Origin of the sequence: Ferranicluibacter rubi, assembly GCF_011603255.1 — a bacterium.
Lineage (GTDB): Bacteria > Pseudomonadota > Alphaproteobacteria > Rhizobiales > Rhizobiaceae > Ferranicluibacter > Ferranicluibacter rubi.
This window is the reverse complement of record NZ_JAANCM010000012.1, coordinates 21,852-39,076: the sequence shown is the minus strand read 5'-3', so window position 1 is coordinate 39,076 and position 17,225 is coordinate 21,852. Positions and strand designations below refer to the sequence as shown.

Below are 17,225 nucleotides of genomic sequence, written 5' to 3'. Positions count from 1 at the left end.
TCTATCTGTGGCCTGCCAGCAGGCCTGACCGCCTTGAAGCAACGTCCCGGCATATCCAACGCAGGGTAAGGCAAGGATCCCATCGATGTTTCGCCCGCTGCAGCAGATGACCGTGCGCTGGCGTCCGCTCGAGGACGAGGGCTTGGAGCATCTGACGCTGATGCCGCTGTCCGGGCCGCAGCCCGGCATCCGCATCTTGTCGGTGGTGATCGGCGCACGCGGCGGCTCGACCTATGGCGTCCGCTACACGATCGACTGCGACCCCCATTGGACGACGACATCCCTGACGCTCGATACCACGACCGGCATCAGCCTATCGCTGGTCTCGGATGGTCTCGGCCACTGGCAGGACGGCGATGGCCATGCGCTGCCGGCCTTCGATGGCTGCATCGACGTCGATCTCGCCGGCACGCCCTTCACCAACACGCTGCCGATCCGCCGGCTGGGCCTGCGCCCCGAAGACGGCACCCGCAGCCTCGACATGCTCTATATCCCGTTCGACACGTTCGAGCCGCTGCGCGATGTCCAGCTCTATACCTGCCTTGCCGTAGACCGGCTCTATCGCTACGAGGCCGCCGACCGCAGCTTCACGGCGGATCTCCCGCTGGATGAGGACGGCCTCGTGCTCGACTATCCCACGCTTTTCATTCGAACCTGACCCGATCAGACGCAACCGGAGACGACACATGACCTTCAAGACCCTTGACGACCTGAGCGACATCGCCGGCAAGCGCGTGCTCGTGCGCGTCGACCTGAACGTGCCGACCAAGGACGGAAAGGTGACCGACGCGACCCGCATCGAGCGTGTCGTGCCGACGATCCGCGAACTGTCGGAAAAGGGCGCCAAGGTCATCCTGCTCGCCCATTTCGGTCGCCCCAAGGGCGAGCCGGTCGAGGAGATGTCGCTGAAGCCGATCGCCGCCGCCGTCGAGGACATCATCGACCAGCGCGTTCACTTCGCCGCCGACTGCATCGGCGAAGCCGCGGCAACGGCTGTGGCCGGCCTTGAGAACGGCGATATCCTGCTGCTCGAAAACACGCGCTTCCACAAGGGCGAGGAAAAGAACGACGCCGAGTTCACCAAGGCGCTGGCCGCGAACGGCGATATCTACATCAACGACGCCTTCTCCGCCGCGCACCGCGCCCATGCCTCGACCGAAGGTCTCGCGCATCTGCTGCCCGCCTATGCCGGCCGCACCATGCAAGCCGAACTGGAAGCGCTGGAAGCCGGCCTCGGCAATCCCAAGCGCCCCGTCGTCGCCATCGTTGGCGGCGCCAAGGTGTCGACCAAGATCGATCTTTTGACCAACCTCGTGAAGAAGGTCGATGCCCTCGTCATCGGCGGCGGCATGGCCAACACGTTCCTTGCCGCCCAAGGCATCGACGTCGGCAAGTCGCTCTGCGAGCACGACCTTGCGGAGACCGCGCGCAGCATTCTCACTGAGGCGGAAACATCGGGTTGCGCCATCGTGCTGCCGGTGGACGGCGTGATCGCGCGCGAGTTCAAGGCGGGCGCCGCCAATGAGGTGGTCGATATCAAGGCGATCCCGGCCGACGCCATGGTTCTCGACGTCGGTGCGAAGTCGATCGCGGCTGTGAACGACTGGGTGAGCAAGGCGGAAACGCTGGTGTGGAACGGCCCGCTCGGCGCCTTCGAGATCGCCCCCTTCGACAAGGCGACCGTCGCGGTCGCCAGGCACGCGGCATCGCGCACCAAGAGCGGCGCGCTCGTCTCCGTCGCCGGTGGTGGCGACACGGTCTCGGCCATGAACCATGCCGGCGTCGCCGACGACCTGACCTATGTCTCCACGGCCGGCGGCGCGTTCCTCGAATGGATGGAAGGCAAGCCGCTTCCGGGCGTCGATATCCTCCACCAGCAGAAGTAACCAAGCCATCCATGGAGGCGCGTGGTCAGCCATGCGCCTCCAGCGTGCAGGCGATCCAAAGCGCTTGCACTCGCGTGGTCGGAACAAACCACTGGAAATCACAGACAATTCAAACGATTAAATTATTTTCAATCGTTTTAAATATTTTAATTTATTTTGCATCCTCTTCGACTTCTGCTATCGCCAGAGGTAGAGACAAAACGCCGCAGAGGATGAATCATGACCGAGAGACTGGAAGATATTGCCGCAGCGATGATGGCAAAGGGACAGGGTCTTCTGGCCGCAGACGAATCCACCGCGACGATCGGCAAGCGCTTCGACACGATCGGTCTTGCCTCCAGCGAGACCTCGCGCCGCGACTATCGCGAGATGCTGTTCCGCGCCGACGAAGCGATGAAATCGCATATTTCCGGCGTCATCCTCTATGAGGAAACCCTGTTCCAGACGGCGGCCGACGGCACACCCTTCGTCGACATCATCCGCGCCGCCGGCGCCGTTCCCGGCATCAAGGTCGATACCGGCGCCAAGCCGATGGCGAAGTTTCCGGGCGAAACGATCACCGAAGGCCTCGATGGCCTCGCCGACCGCCTGAAGAGCTACTACGAGGCCGGCGCCCGCTTCGCCAAGTGGCGCGGCGTCATCGCGGTCTCCGACACGCTGCCGACCTTCGGCTCGGTGAAAGCCAATGCCCAGGCGCTGGCCCGCTACGCCGCCCTCTGCCAGGAAGCCGGTATCGTGCCGATCGTCGAGCCGGAAGTGCTGATGGACGGCACGCCCGGCGACCACTCGATCGAGCGCTCGGCCGAGGTGACCGAGGAAACGCTGCGCATCGTCTTTGCCGAACTCGCCGACGCCCGCGTCTCGCTCGAAGGCATGATCCTGAAGCCGAGCATGGTCATCGACGGCAAGAAGGCCCGCAAGGCCAGCGTCGAGCAGGTCGCCGAGCGCACCGTCGCCGTTCTCAAGCGCACCGTCCCCTCCGCCGTCCCCGGCATCGCCTTCCTCTCCGGCGGCCAGTCCACGGAAGAAGCGACCGCCCACCTCTCCGCCATGATCGCCGGCTACGACCTGCCTTGGGCCATGACCTTCTCCTACGGCCGCGCGCTGCAGACCGAAGCGCTGAACGCCTGGCAGGGCAAGGCCGAGAACGTCGCCGCCGGCCAGCGCGCCTTCACCCACCGCGCCCGGATGTGCGGCTTGGCTGCCCAGGGTGGCTGGAAGAAGGATCTTGAGAAAGCGGCCTGATCACCCTTTCGCATACCCCATTCAGGGCGTCCGACAGGATGCCTTGCACACCTTCTGGGAGGGAGGAGACCTGGCCGCCTCGTGCGGCCGGGTTTTTTTGTGCCGTTTGCAGGGCCGGAGCATCGCTCAAGCAACAAGGCGTCGAAATTGTCACGGTCACAAGTCTGCCGTTTCGCACCTGCCGGCATCCGGGATAGCTCTTGACGCAGCATCACCGGAGCCCGTTCCCTATGACCCAGTTCGACTACGTCACCCTCGATGTCTTCACGAAAGAGCGCTTCCGCGGCAATCCGCTGGCCGTGATCGCCGATGCGCGGGGGCTCGATAGCGAGACGATGCAGGCGATCGCGCGCGAGTTCAATTACTCCGAGATCACCTTTGTGCTGCCGCCGGCGAACCCGGAGAATACGGCAGAGGTGCGGATCTTCACGCCGACCATGGAACTGCCCTTCGCCGGCCACCCCAATGTCGGCACCGCCTTCGCGCTCGCCCGCGCCGGCCATGTCTTCGGCAAGCCCGTCGGCGACCGGCTGCGCTTCGAGGAGAGGGCCGGCATCGTCGAGGTGACCGTGGAGCGCGACGCCGGCGGTGCTGCCACCGGCGCCAGCATTCAGGCGCCGCAAATGCTGACCGTCGCAGACGGCCTGTCCGTGGACACGCTTGGCCCCATGATCGGCCTTGCACCCGCAAAGATCGCCACCGGCAACCACGCCCCGCTGTTCCTCTCTGTCGCCCTGCCCTTCCTCGTCGCCGAGCTGCCCGATCTCGACACGCTCGCCGCGGCGCACCCGGACACAAGCCTGTTCTCGGCGGCCGAGGCCGGCGTCGACCCGGTCGATGGCCGCCTATCGGTCTTCCTCTATGTCCGCTCCGCCGAGAATCCGCTCTCGCTGCGCGCCCGCATGTTCGCGCCGCTCGACAACATCGCGGAAGACCCCGCAACCGGCAGCGCCTCGGCAGCCCTCGCCGCCTATCTCGCCACCACGGTGGCTTCAGTGCCCGAAACGGTGGACCTGACGATCGACCAGGGCGTGGAAATGGGCCGCGCCAGCCACATCCGCCTGCGCGTCTCCATGTCGGACGGCAAGCCGGGAAGCGTGCTCGTCATCGGCGATTGCGTGGAGGTCATGCGCGGCACCCTCACGGTCTGACGCGCTCTCTGGATCGCCGCTACGGCCGGATCAGCACCGTCAGCATCATCACGGCGATGGCCGCCACCGCGATCTTCCAGAAATCCCGGCGATAGCGCAGCCCCGGCCAGCCCAGCGGCTTCACCAGTTGGACCGTCATCAGGGCGAGAAGCAGGAGGGAGAGCGCTTTGGACATCGCCGCGACCATAGAACAATTGTGGCCGGCATGCGACGCGCTTTCCGTTCGGTTTCGAGCGTCCTTACGACCGGGCGGGAACGTTCGGTCTCCGCCGGAACCCGTCGCGGATGGCGATGCAGCCGCCGTCTGGAACATTGGAGGAGATTGATGCTCAAACCGATTCCGGTTTCGCAAAATTTGCAGTAGGTTCGCCGGCACGTCCGGAACAAGCGAAGTCTCATGACCAGAAATCTCCTCCCCGTCGCGGCCCTTCTCCTTGGAACCCTGTTCCTGTTTCTCGGAAACGGCCTTCACAGCCTGCTCCTGCCGATGCGCGGCACCACGGAGGGCTATTCGGCCACGCTGCTCGGCCTGCTCGGCACGTCCTGGGCCAGCGGCTTCGTGCTCGGCTGCCTGACGGCGCCCGCCATCGTGCGGCGTGCAGGCCATATCAGGGCCTTCAGCATATTCGCGGCCATCCTCGCCATCGTCGCATTGATGACCGGCATCCATGTCGATCCGATCTGGTGGGTCGTGCTGCGGGCCTTTACCGGCTTCTGCACCGCGGGCACGTCGATGATCATCGAGAGCTGGCTGAACGAGCGTGCCACCAACGAGAGCCGCGGCGCGATCTTCTCGCTCTACATCGCCATCACGCTGTTCGGCGTGGTCGCGGGACAGATGATCGTGCCCTTCGGCGACACCAACACGGCCGTGCTCTTCATGGTCTGCGGCATCGTCTATTGCGTCGCCATGCTGCCGACCCTGATGTCGACGGCGGTTTCCCCCCAGCCGTTGAAACAGGTTCGCCTCGATCTGGCCGGCCTCTACCGCAATTCTCCCGTGTCGTTCCTCGGCATTCTCATGGTCGGCATCGCCAATGGCGCCTATGGCACGCTTGCCGCCGTCTTCGGGCGCCAGGCCGGCCTGCCGGATGCGGATGTCGCCGTTATGGTCAGCACCGTCATTTTCCTCGGCGCCATCATGCAGTTTCCGGCGGGCCGGCTCTCCGACCGGATGGACCGACGCTACGTGCTGGCCGGCATCTCCGCCGTCGCCGCGCTGGCGGGGCTGCTGATCTTCCTGTTCGAGCCGGCGGGCAAGGTGTCGCTGCTGATCATGGTTGGCCTCTACGGCGCCATGTCGAACGCGCTCTACCCGATCGCCGTGTCCCACGCGAACGACTTCGCAGCGCCTGAGGATTTCGTGAAAGTCTCCGGCGGTCTGCTGCTGCTCTACGGTATCGGCACGATCATCGGCCCGACCGTCGGCGGCCCCGTGATGACGATGATGGGCCCCTACGCGCTGTTCATGATCACGGCCTGCGCCCACATGATCGTCTTCGCCTATGCCCTCTTCCGCAGCCGTCGCCGGGCGGCCGTTCCCGTCTCGCAACGCGACCCCTATCCTGCCACCATATCGAACGGACCGCTGATGGCGACGCCGGAAAGTCTGCAGATGTCCCCGCGCGCCGCGCAGGCAACGGTGGTCGATCCGTCACTGGACGAGGCCGGAGAACGAGATGGTGCAACGGAGACCGTGAATCGGGAGGGCACACAGCCCAATCCGTAAGGGACGCGAGAACAGCAGACGAATCGCGATGCTGCCCGCTGTGTCGAAAGATGAACGAAACAATAATTTTGTGAAAAATGTCGCGGATCGAGGCCGGAACAATACACTTTTAACCGTCCGTTAAGCATTTCGGTTTATACATCATGACATCCAGTTCGCTCTGGACTCAGACATTTCACTTCGGCGAATGGTCTGATTTTCTCCCTGTTTTACCTTGAGAGCCGCTTTTGCGGCTCTTTTTTTTGTCTTCGTTACGCCTTGGGCCACGCGTCTCCATCAAGGTGTGGATGTTAACCCTTTCTTAAGAATATACTTGCGCGAAATGCGCTATGAGACCATTCTTCGTGTTGAGAAGAGCGGCGTTAGAAACTTTTTATCGACCCGCCCGTTACCTGACCGAGTGAATGCGTCTAACCAGGGAATGAAACATGTCCGAACGCGGATTGAACACCGTCAGTTTTGCAGGCCACGCCGCAGCATCGGCACAGTTCAAGGCGCTCTACGCTGAGGGCATGGGGCTGGTCGAGGAAACGGCGAGCTATCTCGATGGCCACGGCCGCGCAGCCTCCAAGGTTCTGCCGCGCATGGCGTCCGTTCTCTATGCGGCGGAATCCATGCGCCTTACCACCCGCCTGATGCAGATGGCCTCCTGGCTTCTTCTCCAGCGCGCCGTGAACAACGGCGAGATGACCCGCGATCAGGTGCTTTCCGAAAAGAACAAGGTTCGCCTCGACAGCTTCAATGTCGATCGCACCGCTCCGGGCTGGTCCGACCTCCCCGAGGGCTTCCGCGACCTCATCGACCGCTCGCTCCGCCTCCAGAACCGCGTCGCCCTGCTCGACCGCGAAATCTACCGCCCCCAGGAAGCCGGCAGCTTCGTGCCTGACAACCAGAACGGCGTGAAGGCCCAGTTGAACCTGCTTCAGACGGCCTTTGGCGCGAACTGAGGTTTCAGACGGTCACTATCGGAAGAAACGAGCCCGGCATGCCGGGCTTTTTCGTGTTTGGGTGATGTCGCGTTCTTTGGCATGCCCGCAACGATAATGGTGGTGGCAGCCCCTCATCCGGCTGCCGCCACCTTCTCCCCGCAGGCGGGGCGAAGGGACTGCGCGGTGGGCTTCGCGGGTCTCATATCGGCAGAGGCTGGGAGGAAGAGGTGTCTGTGTACGCCGCACCGGCGCCACATGTCCCTTCTACCCGCCTGCGGGGAGAAGGTGGCGGCAGCCGGATGAGGGGCGGACACACCCAGAGGCCTCTCTTTAAATTACCCAAACAAACACAAAAAAGCCCGGCGAACCGGGCTTTTCCAATTAATCACTGCATCCAGCGCGCCGAAGCGACGCACCAGCAAAAGCGGATCTTAAAGGCCGAGGCCTTCGAAGCGCTTCTTGAACTTGGAAACGCGGCCGCCGCGGTCCATGAGCTGCTGGTTACCGCCGGTCCAGGCCGGGTGCGAATGGGGATCGATTTCAAGGTTCATGGTCTGGCCTTCGGAGCCCCAGGTCGAGCGGGTCTCGTACTCGGTGCCGTTGGTCATGACCACCTTGATCATGTGGTAAGCGGGATGGATATCAGCCTTCATAACACTCTTCCTGCAGTTCCCGGGTCCATTTGTCGCAACCACTTGCGGCTGCGGGACCGAACACGATAATGAAGCCGCAGACCGCATTTCGGCCAACGTCTTTTCAATTGGATGCGGTGCCTATACATGAAGGCCCAAGAGATAACAAGGGCCATAGCAAGGCCTGTCAGCAAAGCCGAATCTCGATGATCCGGCCGCAAGACGCGTGAAATGTTTCGTCCAGACGCTGGGCGACTGGAGGACAGTGTGGCGATCGACAACGACAAGGCGGCAGGGGCCACGCGAAAGGTCCGTCCGCTGGCCGGGCTTCTTCCCTATGTGAAACGCTATCGCGGCCTGATGGCCGGGGCCGCCGTCTGTCTGGTGGCCGCGGCACTGACCACGCTGACGCTGCCGCTGGCGGTGCGCCGCATGATCGACCACGGCTTTTCCAATTCCGACAGCGCCTTCATCAACACCTATTTCGCCATGCTGATGGTGCTGGCCATCGTGCTGGCGCTGGCGAGCGCCGGGCGTTACTTCTTCGTCATCACGCTCGGCGAGCGGGTGGTGGCCGATATCAGGCGCGAGGTGTTCGACCATATCACCCGGCTGTCTCCCGCCTTCTTCGACGTCAACCAATCCGGCGAGATCGTCTCGCGGCTGACGGCGGATACGACGCAGATCAAGTCGGCGGTGGGCGCCACGGCCTCCGTCGCACTGCGCAACATCATCCTCTGCCTCGGGGCCATCGCCATGATGGTCTATACCAGCCCGAAACTCTCAAGCCTCGTGCTGATGGCCATACCGGTCATCGTCTTTCCGCTGGTCGCCTTCGGCCGCAACGTCCGCCGCCGCTCGCGCGAAGCACAGGACAGGCTGGCGGGCGCGTCCGCCTATGCCAGCGAGGCGATCGGCGCGATCCGCACCGTGCAGGCCTTCAATGGCGAGGCGACCGCCATGGCGCGCTATGGCAGCACGGTGGAAGACGCCTACAGGGCCGCACGCGGCGCGATCACCGCGCGCTCGGCGCTGACGGCCTTCGCCATCACCATGATCTTCGGCAGCGTCGTCGCCGTGCTCTGGTTCGGCGCGCAGGACGTGCTCGCCGGCACCATCTCGCCCGGCACGCTCGGCCAGTTCCTGCTCTATTCCGTCTTTGCAGCCGGCAGCCTTGGCGCCCTGTCGGAAGTCTGGGGCGAGCTTTCGCAGGCAGCCGGTGCCGCCGAGCGGCTGAGCGAATTGCTGCAGGAACAGCCCGCGATCACCGAGCCTGCCCACGCCAAGGTGTTGCCGCAGCCCGCCATCGGCCGGGTCGCGTTCGAGACCGTCCACTTCGCCTACCCGACGCGCCCGCTCGAAAAGAGCCTCAAAGCTTTGAGCTTCGCGGTAGAGCCGGGCCAAACCGTGGCGATCGTCGGTTCCTCCGGCACCGGCAAAAGCACGCTCTTCTCGCTGCTACTGCGCTTTTACGATCCCGACAGCGGCGTGATCAGGCTCGATGGCATCGACATCCGCGATCTCGCGCCGCGGGGTTTGCGCGGCCGGGTGGCGATCGTACCGCAGGACGTGACGATCTTTGCGGCCACCATCCACGAGAACATTGCCTTCGGCACGCCGGGTGCGACGCGGGCAGCGGTGGAAGCGGCGGCGAGCGCCGCGCAGGCCAATACCTTCATTCGGGCCATGCCCGATGGATACGACACGCCGGTCGGCGAGCGCGGTATCACCCTGTCGGGCGGTCAGCGCCAGCGCATCGCCATTGCCCGCGCCATCCTGAAGGATGCGCCGGTGCTGCTGCTCGATGAGGCCACATCCGCACTCGACGCCGAAAGCGAGACGCTGGTGCAGACGGCGCTCGACGGGTTGATGCGCACGCGCACGACCCTGGTCATCGCCCACCGGCTGGCGACCGTGCTGAAGGCCGACCGCATTCTGGTCATGGATCAGGGGCGCATCGTCGAGGACGGCACCCATGCCTCGCTGGTGCGTCAGGGCGGGCTCTATGCGCGCCTCGCGCGGCTGCAGTTCGACCATGGCGCCCAAGCGCTCAACGTCGCCAACCTTTAAGGCCAGCTGGGTATCTTTCCACCCATCTCATCCATGGGCGGGTGGAAGGTTACCCATGAACGAAGCCCTGCGCGGCAAAATGCGGCGAGGCGGCGGCTTTCGACCAAAGAGGCGGTTGTCTCCGCCCTCCCCCCGATGTCACTCTCCATCCCGGCTGGCGCTTCGGAGGTTGCGCTGAGGCCAGATCTCAGACAGTGACGGGAGGAACGCGATGTCTGTCTTCAAATCCTTTTTGACCGGAACGCTGCCGGCCCTTGCTCTCGCCTTGCCGCTGGCAATGGCCACGGGCAGTGCGCAGGCGCAGGACTTTCCGGAGCGCACCGTGACCATGGTCGTGCCCTTTGCCGCCGGTGGCTCGACGGACGTGGTGGCGCGCATCGTCGCGCAGAAGATGTCGGACGATCTCGGCGAGCAGGTCATCGTCCAGAACGTCGCGGGTGCCGGTGGCAATCTCGGCGCGACCAACGTCGCCCGCGCCGATGCGGACGGCTACACGATCCTGATGGGCACGGTCGCCACGCATGCGCTCAACCCCTTGATCCTGAAGACCAAGCCTTACGACCCGGAGACGGACTTTGCGCCGGTGTCGCTTCTCGTGCTGGTGCCCAACGTCCTGGTGGTCAATCCGGAACTACCGGCCAAGACGGTGGCCGAGCTGATCGCTCTTCTGAAGGCCGATCCCGAGAAATATTCCTACGCCTCTTCAGGCAACGGCACGCCGCTGCACCTGTCGGGCGAACTCTTCAAGAAGATGGCCGGCGTCAGCATGCAGCACATTCCCTACAAGGGCTCCGGCCCGGCGCTGAACGACGTGATCGGCAATCAGGTGCCGATCATGTTCGACAACCTCCCCTCGTCCTCCGGCCACATCAAGGCCGGCACCCTGCGGGCACTCGGCGTGACCACGGCCGAACGCGCAGCCTCCTTCCCCGACGTGCCGACGATCGCGGAGACCGTTCCGGGCTACGAGACCTATACGTGGAATGCACTGTTCGCCCCGGCCGGCACGCCCGAACCCGTCATCGCCCGTTTGAACGCGGCGGCGAAGAAAGCCATGGCCGATCCCGACGTCGTTGCCCGCATGAAGGACTTCAGCGCCACCATCGTCGCTTCGACGCCGGAGGAACTGAAGACGCATGTGAAGGCGGAGATCAACAAGTGGACGCCGGTTGTGAAGGACGCCAATGTGACGCTGGATTGAGAGGTCGTCTTTACCAGACTAGCCCCTCATCCGGCTGCCGCCACCTTCTCCTCGCGCGCGGGGAGAAGGGACCTTGAGGCACCGCTTTTGCCACATATCAAAACGCCGAGCAGGGCACGTCCCCTCGCCCCGCAGGCGGGGAGAGGGTTAGGGGCAATCGCCAGCGCGAAATGTTTGCCCTGCCCCCGCTCGCCTACTTCTCCGTCAGCTTCAACTCGATCCGACGGTTCTGGTCGCGGGCTTCCTTGGTGTCGCCCTCGGCGATCGGCTGGAACTCGCCGAAGCCGGCGGCGACAAGACGGCCGGGGGGGACGCCCTTGGAGATGAGGTATTTGACCACCGACGTGGCGCGGGCCGACGAAAGTTCCCAGTTGTCGATGTAGCGACCGGCGCCCGAAAGCGGCACGTTGTCCGTATGGCCATCGACCCGCAGCACCCAGTTGATCTCGGCCGGAATTTCCTTGGCGAGATCGAGCAGCGCCATGGCGAGCTTGCCCATCTCCTCCTGCCCTGCCGGGTTCAGCTCGTTGCCGCCGGAGGGAAAGAGGACTTCCGACTGGAAGACGAAGCGGTCGCCGACGATACGGATGTTCTCGCGGTCCGACAGGATTTCGCGCAGGCGGCCAAAGAAATCGGACCGGTAGCGGTTCAACTCCTGCACGCGCTGGGCCAGTGCCACGTTAAGGCGACGGCCAAGGTCTGCAATTTTTGTCTGCGATGTCGTGTCGCGCGCCTCGGATGCCTGAAGAGCACTTTCGATGGCGGCGATCTGGTTGCGCAGCGCGGCGATCTGCTGGTTGAGGAGATCGATCTGGCTCATCGCCCGGCCGCTTGCCTGCTGTTCGGCTTCAAGCCGTCCGGTGAGGTCGCCGATCCGCTGGTCAGCCGCAGCCGTGCTGCCGCTGCCCTGATCGAGCAGCGATTGCAGCCGCGAGCGCTCGCCCTCCGACGTCTGAAGCGACGCCTGCAGATTGGCGAGCGAATCCTCCAGATCCTGCTTGCCGCTCTTTTCCAGCGCCAGAAGCTGGGTCAGTTCGTTGATCTGGCTGTTCAGCCGCGTCAGCACCTCGTCCTTGCCGCTGATTTCGCGGCTGAGCAGGAACTGCGCCATAACGAAGACCGAGAGCAGAAACATGATGGCGAGCAGCAGCGTCGACAGGGCATCGACGAAGCCGGGCCAGTAATCCACGGTGCGCTGGTGGCGACCCCTGCGTAGCGCCATCTCAGTCCTGTCCCGTCTCTTCGCTGGCCCGACGCGGTGTCGGCAGGGTCTTCCTGTCGTTGTCCGACAGTCGCGCGGCCAGCTTGTCGAGCGTGCGGCGCATGGAGCGCGCCTCTTCCTGCTGGGCCTCGATCCAGTCGCGCAGCATCTGCTGCTCGCCGCGCATGTTTTTCACCAGGCCCTGAATGCCCTCGGCAAGGCTGGCCATGGCAGCCGTCGTGCGCTGGCTCGTGCCGCCCTCCTGCGTCATGCGGCTCAGCTCCTCGGCGATAAGCCGCAGATCTTCGGAGCGATCGCCAGCACCGACTTCGGAGCGCACGTTCACATCCGAGCTGACATCGGTGACGGAAGACAGCCAGTTTTCGAGTTCGGTGTAGAAGCGGCTCTGCGCCCGGCCGGCCTGCAGATCGAGGAAGCCGAGAACCAGCGAGCTGGCAAGACCGAACAGCGAGGTGGAGAAGGCGGTGCCCATGCCGGTCAAGGGGGCGGAGAGGCCTGTTTTCAGCGCCGAGAGCACATCTTCCGTGCTGCCGCTGCCGGCATCCAGCGACTGGATGACGGTGTTGATGGAACCGATGGTGCCGAGCAGGCCCCAGAAGGTACCGAGCAGGCCGAGAAAGACGAGAAGGCCGATAAGATAGCGCGACGTATCGCGCGATTCATCGAGCCGGGTGGCGATGCTGTCGAGAATAGAGCGGAGCGCGGCGGTGGAGATAGCCATCGAATGGCGCTTGCCGATCAGAGCCCGCATGGGAGCGAGCAGCACCGGATCGCGCCCGACCTTGTCGGCGCTGCCAGCGGCGCGGAAGTTGTTGAACCAGCGCACCTCGGGCCTGAGCGCCAGAACATGGGTGAAGACGAGGAGGATGCCGATCAGCAGCACGCCGAGGATCAGCCCGTTGAGGCCGGGATTGCTGAGAAAGGCGGCCTGCGCCTGACGGAACAGGATGGCGCCGACGAAGCCGACGATGATGAGGAAGATGACCATGGTCCAGAAGAACACCATGGGGCTCGTCAGCTTGTTCGGATTGTAGTCCCCGCCCTGCTCCGCATCCCAGCCAGACAATGTCAGTTTCGCCATGCCGCTTCTCTCGATTCCCAGCCGGCCGCCCGGTCATCTCTCGGCCGGGCCCGGCCATATGGCGCAGACCCTACTGCATAATTTATCAAACCGGAACGGTTCGCGCACATATTCTGCGAGAGATCAACGACCTGGGCAGAGCAACGGCCGGCCCGGAAAAACCGCGCCGACGGACGGATATCGACGCGGGAAAACGGCAGAAATGGGACATGCCGGGTGCCAGGCGGCCGGCACGATCCGGTCTCGATTACTTGCCGGGCATCGGGCGGTGCAGGACCTCGTGCAGCGCCTTGCGGATATATTCGTTGCCGGCGATGATCGAGCCGTCTTCGATCGGCTTGTTGCCGCCGTCGATATCGGCGATCCAGCCGCCCGCCTCGCGCACCATCAGGATGCCGGCTGCCAGATCCCACGGCATCAGGCCGCGTTCCCAGTAGCCGTCGAACCGGCCGGCCGCGACATAGGCCAGTGCCAGGGAGGGCGAGCCGAGGCTGCGGACGCCGGCGACTTCGCCCATCACATGCCGCAGTTCGATAAGGTGGTTGCCGTGGTGCCCGCGGCCGAGGAACGGCGTACCCGAGGAAATGACGGAATCCGCCAGACTGCGGCGTGCGGCTACGCGCAGGCGGCGATCGTTGAGGAAGGCCCCGCCGCCGCGCTCGGCGGTGTAGAGTTCGTCGGTTGCCGGGTTGAGGATCACGGCGGTGACGATCTCGCCCTGACGCTCCAGCGCGATGGTGATGGCGAAATGCGGAATGCCGTGCAGGAAGTTGGTGGCGCCGTCGAGCGTATCGACGATCCAGCGATGCGCGCCGTCCGTGCCCTCGACCTCGTCGCCGTCCTCGCCGAGATAGCCATAGGTCGGGCGGGCCTTCATCAGCTCTTCGCGAAGGATCTTTTCAGCCTTGCGATCGGCCTGCGATACGTAGTCGCCGGGTCCCTTCATCGAAACCTGCAGGTTCTGCACCTCGCCGAAATCGCGGGACAACGACTTGCCGGCCTTGAAGGCGGCCTGGACCATGACGTTGAGAAGGGCGGAACGGGCCATTTCGGGCTTCCTCTGAAAAAAGCGCCGGAGAGAGGACCGGCAGATCGCGGGGCTGTCACAGAACGGTCGGCGACGACGGCATCCATCGAGGAAACCGGGGATCAAGCCGACAACGCGGCGGATCGTTCTGACGATCCACCGGGCGGCGCCTCAAGACCACAGATCCCCGCGAATTTCAAGTCCCTGCAAACCTGCCGAACAGCACGGCTGCCGCAAGCGCTCAGCCGCGCACGGCACGAAAACGGTTCGCGGCCTCGCGAGCCGCCTTCTGCTGGGCTTCGCCGATGCCGAGGTAGAAGTCCTCGAGATCGTCGTCCTTGAGGCCCGCACGGCGCGAAAGCACGTACCACTTGGCCGCCTCCACAGGATTGGGCCGCGTGCCGATGGCATTGATATAGAGGTGCGAGAGCTTGTTCTGCGCGACGACATTGCCGGAATTCGCCGCACGCAGCATCCAGCCGAAACCCTGTTCGAGGTTGCGGCTGCCGCCGACCCCGTCCACGAGCCAGATGCCGGCATCGAGCTGGGCCGTATCGACCCCGGCCGCGGCCGCCCGCAACAACCATTCCCGCGCCCGTGCCCGCTTGTCGTCGGGAATGCCGTCGACATTCAGGTAGATCTGCGACAGCGCATATTGCGCATCCGCAATACCCTGTACGGCAGATTTTTCGTAATAGGGCATCGCTGCCTTCAGCCCGGCCTGTCCCGGCTGGTCGGCCACCAGCAGCTGGGCATAGTTGAACTGGGCGGAGGCATTGCCGCGATCGGCCGCCTTCTTCATCAATTCCTCGGAGCGGGCCTTGTCGCGCGGCACGTCCCGTCCCTCCATCAGGAGGATCGCATATTTGAACATGGCGGAGGGATCGCCGGAGGCTGCGGCCTGCCCGTACCAGAAGGCGGCGTCCTTCGGTTTGCGCGGCACGCCGAGCCCTTGGGCGAAAATTTCCGCGACCAGCGTTTGCGCCGAGGCATCGCCCAGCTGCGCACGCGGCAGAGCGAGCTCCATGGCCGTGAGGTAATAGCCGCGCTGGAACGCGCCATAGGCATCGTCGGCCTTGCCCTCGAAGGGCTTTTCCGCCGGAAGCGCCGGAAGGGCGACGCCCATCCGCTCCAGCACGTTGACGCCGCCGGACGGCGCGATCTTGCCGTCGGCAGGCTTTCCCTCGCCGCCCGGCCGCCGCAGCGCCGGAATTTCGTTTTCCGGAAGGGCTGCGCCATTGAACGGGGTGATGCGGCCGCGCTTGGCCGTCACGCCGGTCTCGCTCGTCGCATCGTCCTCCGGCTCGGTCCCGGCTTCCGTATCAGGCGGCGCTTGCTTGTCGGCCGGAGCGATAATGGCTGTATCGGGCTCGACGCCCGGAAGCGCATCCTGCGCGCTCGCAGGCAGGCCGGCCATACTCACAGAGAACAGGGCAGCAGAAAAAAGGCAGAGACGGGGCGAACGATCCAGCATTCCCGGTCTTAAGCGCCAAACCGTGGCGCTTTTTCGTCAAGCAGTGCATTGACCTCCGCAATCACGGCAGCAGCCCGCTCCGGCACCTCGAAAACGGCACGATGCAGCGCCACGAACTCCGCGCCGCTTTCTGCGACCACGAGGGCGGAGGCAGGGTCGGCACCGCCCATGACGATGCAGGGGATCTCGATCATCGACGACCACCACTCGCCGAGCGCCACGTTCTTCCCATGCGCCTCCGGCTTGATGTCGCCGTTCAGCTTGCCAAAGAAGATATAGTCGGGCTTTGCCTCGCCGATCTCCAGCGCATGATGCCGGTCGGCCGCATTGCCGCCGCCGACGATGAGCTTCGGCGAGAATTTCTCCATCGCCTCGGTCATGGCCTCGTGATTGCCCTCGACATGCAAGCCGTCGGCGCGGGCCCGCCCGGCGACGCGGGTATCGCCCGCGACGAGCGCCGCAGCGCCGGCCTCCTGGATGAGCGGAACAAGCGCTTCCGCATGTTTCTGGAAGGCCTGGTCATCGAGCCCGTATTGCGGCACGATGACGGAGGCGACGTCGCCCCCTTTCAACGCGTCGCCGACGATGCGGGCGCGCTCCGCGGCATCCGCGATATCGGGAACGATGAGGACGAGGCGGCAGCGATTGTCGGTCAAGCTCATGAAGGTGCTCCAGCGGGCCAAGGGGGCGTGCATCTGCGTGTTGTCTTTGCGCTCAGCGATAGCCGCTCGCGCGCCGGGGATCAACCATGCCAGGGCGCGCCGTGCGCCTGCCAAGGCAAGCCGCGCGAACGCGCATCTCTACTTACAAGAGAATCCCACCAAAAATCATACTCGCAAATGGCGAGTATTAGAAGGTTGCGAAAAATAGGTTGTGGCAACGCACAATTTACTTGATGATAATGTGCATTTCTAATAACGTTCTAATATGTCAAATCTATCACCCTTCAATGCCATCGCAGACCCGAACCGCCGCTACCTGCTCGAGGAGCTTCGGCGCGCGCCGAAGACCGTCAATGAGCTTGCCGAAGGCTTACCAATCAGTCGTCCGGCCGTTTCGCAGCACCTCAAGGCTCTGCTCGATTCCAACCTCGTTTCGGTCTCGCCCAACGGGACGAAACGCATCTACCAGATCAACAAGCCGGGATTCGACGCCGTCAATCTCTGGTTGGATCAGTTCTGGGCCTAGTCGCCGCTGTGCATACGGTTATCAGCGGTAAACCAACCACAGAGAGTTGGCTGGCGCTTGAAGATAGCTGCCAGAGCGAGGACAAGGCTTCTGTCCGTGACCGGAACGCGGCTTCGGGGCGTTTTCGGTAAAGGCATGCGCTGTTTCAGCCGTGGAAGGATCGGCATTGTGGTGTCCGATTCAAGGGTATGATGCGTAAGTCCCTGAATCGGGATTGATTGTGCAGCAGGCATTGAGCATTGCACCGTACCTGCGTGCGGTACGTCTGACGAACGTTCTATAACGTGTTCACGTCGAAGTCGCATATTCGCGACGTTTTTGGTCGCTTCATCGAACTATTCGCGGAATGTGCCGTTCTGCGCTAGCTCGTTCTCATGTCGCTTCACGGAC

General features: G+C 64.0%; 16 protein-coding genes. 9 read left to right on the top strand and 7 right to left on the bottom strand.

Features of this window, described 5'->3' with window-relative positions:
* The first annotated feature begins 85 nt into the window (after positions 1-85).
* The 4 genes from G8E10_RS20135 to G8E10_RS20120 all read left to right on the top strand — a co-directional run bounded on the left by G8E10_RS20135 (position 86) and on the right by G8E10_RS20120 (position 4,282).
* Positions 86-658, top strand: coding sequence for a putative glycolipid-binding domain-containing protein (locus tag G8E10_RS20135; protein ID WP_167130461.1), 573 nt, complete (start codon positions 86-88; stop codon positions 656-658).
* A gap of 28 nt (positions 659-686) precedes the next feature.
* A complete protein-coding gene (locus tag G8E10_RS20130; protein WP_132448508.1) occupies positions 687-1,886 on the top strand; it encodes a phosphoglycerate kinase in 1,200 nt (399 codons plus the stop codon).
* A 219-nt stretch (positions 1,887-2,105) separates the two neighbouring features.
* The gene (locus tag G8E10_RS20125; RefSeq protein WP_110800781.1) at positions 2,106-3,131 is read left to right on the top strand and encodes a class I fructose-bisphosphate aldolase; all 1,026 of its coding nucleotides are present in this window, start codon (positions 2,106-2,108) and stop codon (positions 3,129-3,131) included.
* A gap of 230 nt (positions 3,132-3,361) precedes the next feature.
* Complete coding sequence (locus tag G8E10_RS20120; protein ID WP_167130460.1) at positions 3,362-4,282, top strand: PhzF family phenazine biosynthesis protein; 921 nt, start codon at positions 3,362-3,364, stop codon at positions 4,280-4,282.
* Between the two features lie 19 nt (positions 4,283-4,301).
* Here G8E10_RS20120 and G8E10_RS20115 read toward each other — a convergent pair whose 3' ends face one another.
* Positions 4,302-4,457, bottom strand: coding sequence for a hypothetical protein (locus G8E10_RS20115; RefSeq protein WP_092935698.1), 156 nt, complete (start codon positions 4,455-4,457; stop codon positions 4,302-4,304).
* 222 nt (positions 4,458-4,679) lie between these two features.
* Between G8E10_RS20115 and G8E10_RS20110 the strand changes: the two genes are divergently transcribed.
* Positions 4,680-6,011: an MFS transporter gene (locus G8E10_RS20110; protein WP_167130459.1), complete on the top strand. Its 1,332-nt coding sequence runs from the start codon at positions 4,680-4,682 to the stop codon at positions 6,009-6,011.
* A 428-nt stretch (positions 6,012-6,439) separates the two neighbouring features.
* Positions 6,440-6,958 (top strand): protease adaptor protein RcdA, encoded by a 519-nt coding sequence (gene rcdA / locus G8E10_RS20105; RefSeq protein WP_062475155.1) that lies wholly within the window; start codon positions 6,440-6,442, stop codon positions 6,956-6,958.
* A gap of 413 nt (positions 6,959-7,371) precedes the next feature.
* Here rcdA and rpmE read toward each other — a convergent pair whose 3' ends face one another.
* Positions 7,372-7,593 carry a 50S ribosomal protein L31 gene (rpmE, locus tag G8E10_RS20100; RefSeq protein ID WP_092930322.1) on the bottom strand — a complete coding sequence of 74 codons (222 nt, stop codon included), beginning with the start codon at positions 7,591-7,593 and terminating at the stop codon, positions 7,372-7,374.
* 252 nt (positions 7,594-7,845) lie between these two features.
* On the opposite strand from rpmE, the gene G8E10_RS20095 reads away from it, so the two are divergent.
* Complete coding sequence (locus G8E10_RS20095; protein ID WP_425530861.1) at positions 7,846-9,642, top strand: ABC transporter transmembrane domain-containing protein; 1,797 nt, start codon at positions 7,846-7,848, stop codon at positions 9,640-9,642.
* 211 nt (positions 9,643-9,853) lie between these two features.
* Positions 9,854-10,843 carry a Bug family tripartite tricarboxylate transporter substrate binding protein gene (locus G8E10_RS20090; protein ID WP_167130457.1) on the top strand — a complete coding sequence of 330 codons (990 nt, stop codon included), beginning with the start codon at positions 9,854-9,856 and terminating at the stop codon, positions 10,841-10,843.
* A gap of 193 nt (positions 10,844-11,036) precedes the next feature.
* On the opposite strand, the gene G8E10_RS20085 is transcribed toward G8E10_RS20090, so the two are convergent.
* From G8E10_RS20085 to G8E10_RS20065, 5 genes are all read right to left on the bottom strand, one after another.
* On the bottom strand, positions 11,037-12,065 hold the full coding sequence (locus G8E10_RS20085) for a peptidoglycan -binding protein (RefSeq protein WP_110736127.1): 1,029 nt from the start codon (positions 12,063-12,065) through the stop codon (positions 11,037-11,039).
* A gap of 1 nt (position 12,066) precedes the next feature.
* On the bottom strand, positions 12,067-13,146 hold the full coding sequence (locus tag G8E10_RS20080; RefSeq protein ID WP_110736124.1) for a MotA/TolQ/ExbB proton channel family protein: 1,080 nt from the start codon (positions 13,144-13,146) through the stop codon (positions 12,067-12,069).
* Positions 13,147-13,393: 247 nt separating this feature from the next.
* Complete coding sequence (locus tag G8E10_RS20075) at positions 13,394-14,194, bottom strand: inositol monophosphatase family protein (RefSeq protein WP_110800786.1); 801 nt, start codon at positions 14,192-14,194, stop codon at positions 13,394-13,396.
* 220 nt (positions 14,195-14,414) lie between these two features.
* Positions 14,415-15,590 carry a tetratricopeptide repeat protein gene (locus G8E10_RS20070; protein WP_281517703.1) on the bottom strand — a complete coding sequence of 392 codons (1,176 nt, stop codon included), beginning with the start codon at positions 15,588-15,590 and terminating at the stop codon, positions 14,415-14,417.
* A gap of 65 nt (positions 15,591-15,655) precedes the next feature.
* The gene (locus G8E10_RS20065; protein WP_132448514.1) at positions 15,656-16,309 is read right to left on the bottom strand and encodes a thiamine phosphate synthase; all 654 of its coding nucleotides are present in this window, start codon (positions 16,307-16,309) and stop codon (positions 15,656-15,658) included.
* A 265-nt stretch (positions 16,310-16,574) separates the two neighbouring features.
* On the opposite strand from G8E10_RS20065, the gene G8E10_RS20060 reads away from it, so the two are divergent.
* A complete protein-coding gene (locus tag G8E10_RS20060) occupies positions 16,575-16,835 on the top strand; it encodes an ArsR/SmtB family transcription factor (RefSeq protein ID WP_092989283.1) in 261 nt (86 codons plus the stop codon).
* Positions 16,836-17,225 lie beyond the last annotated feature (390 nt).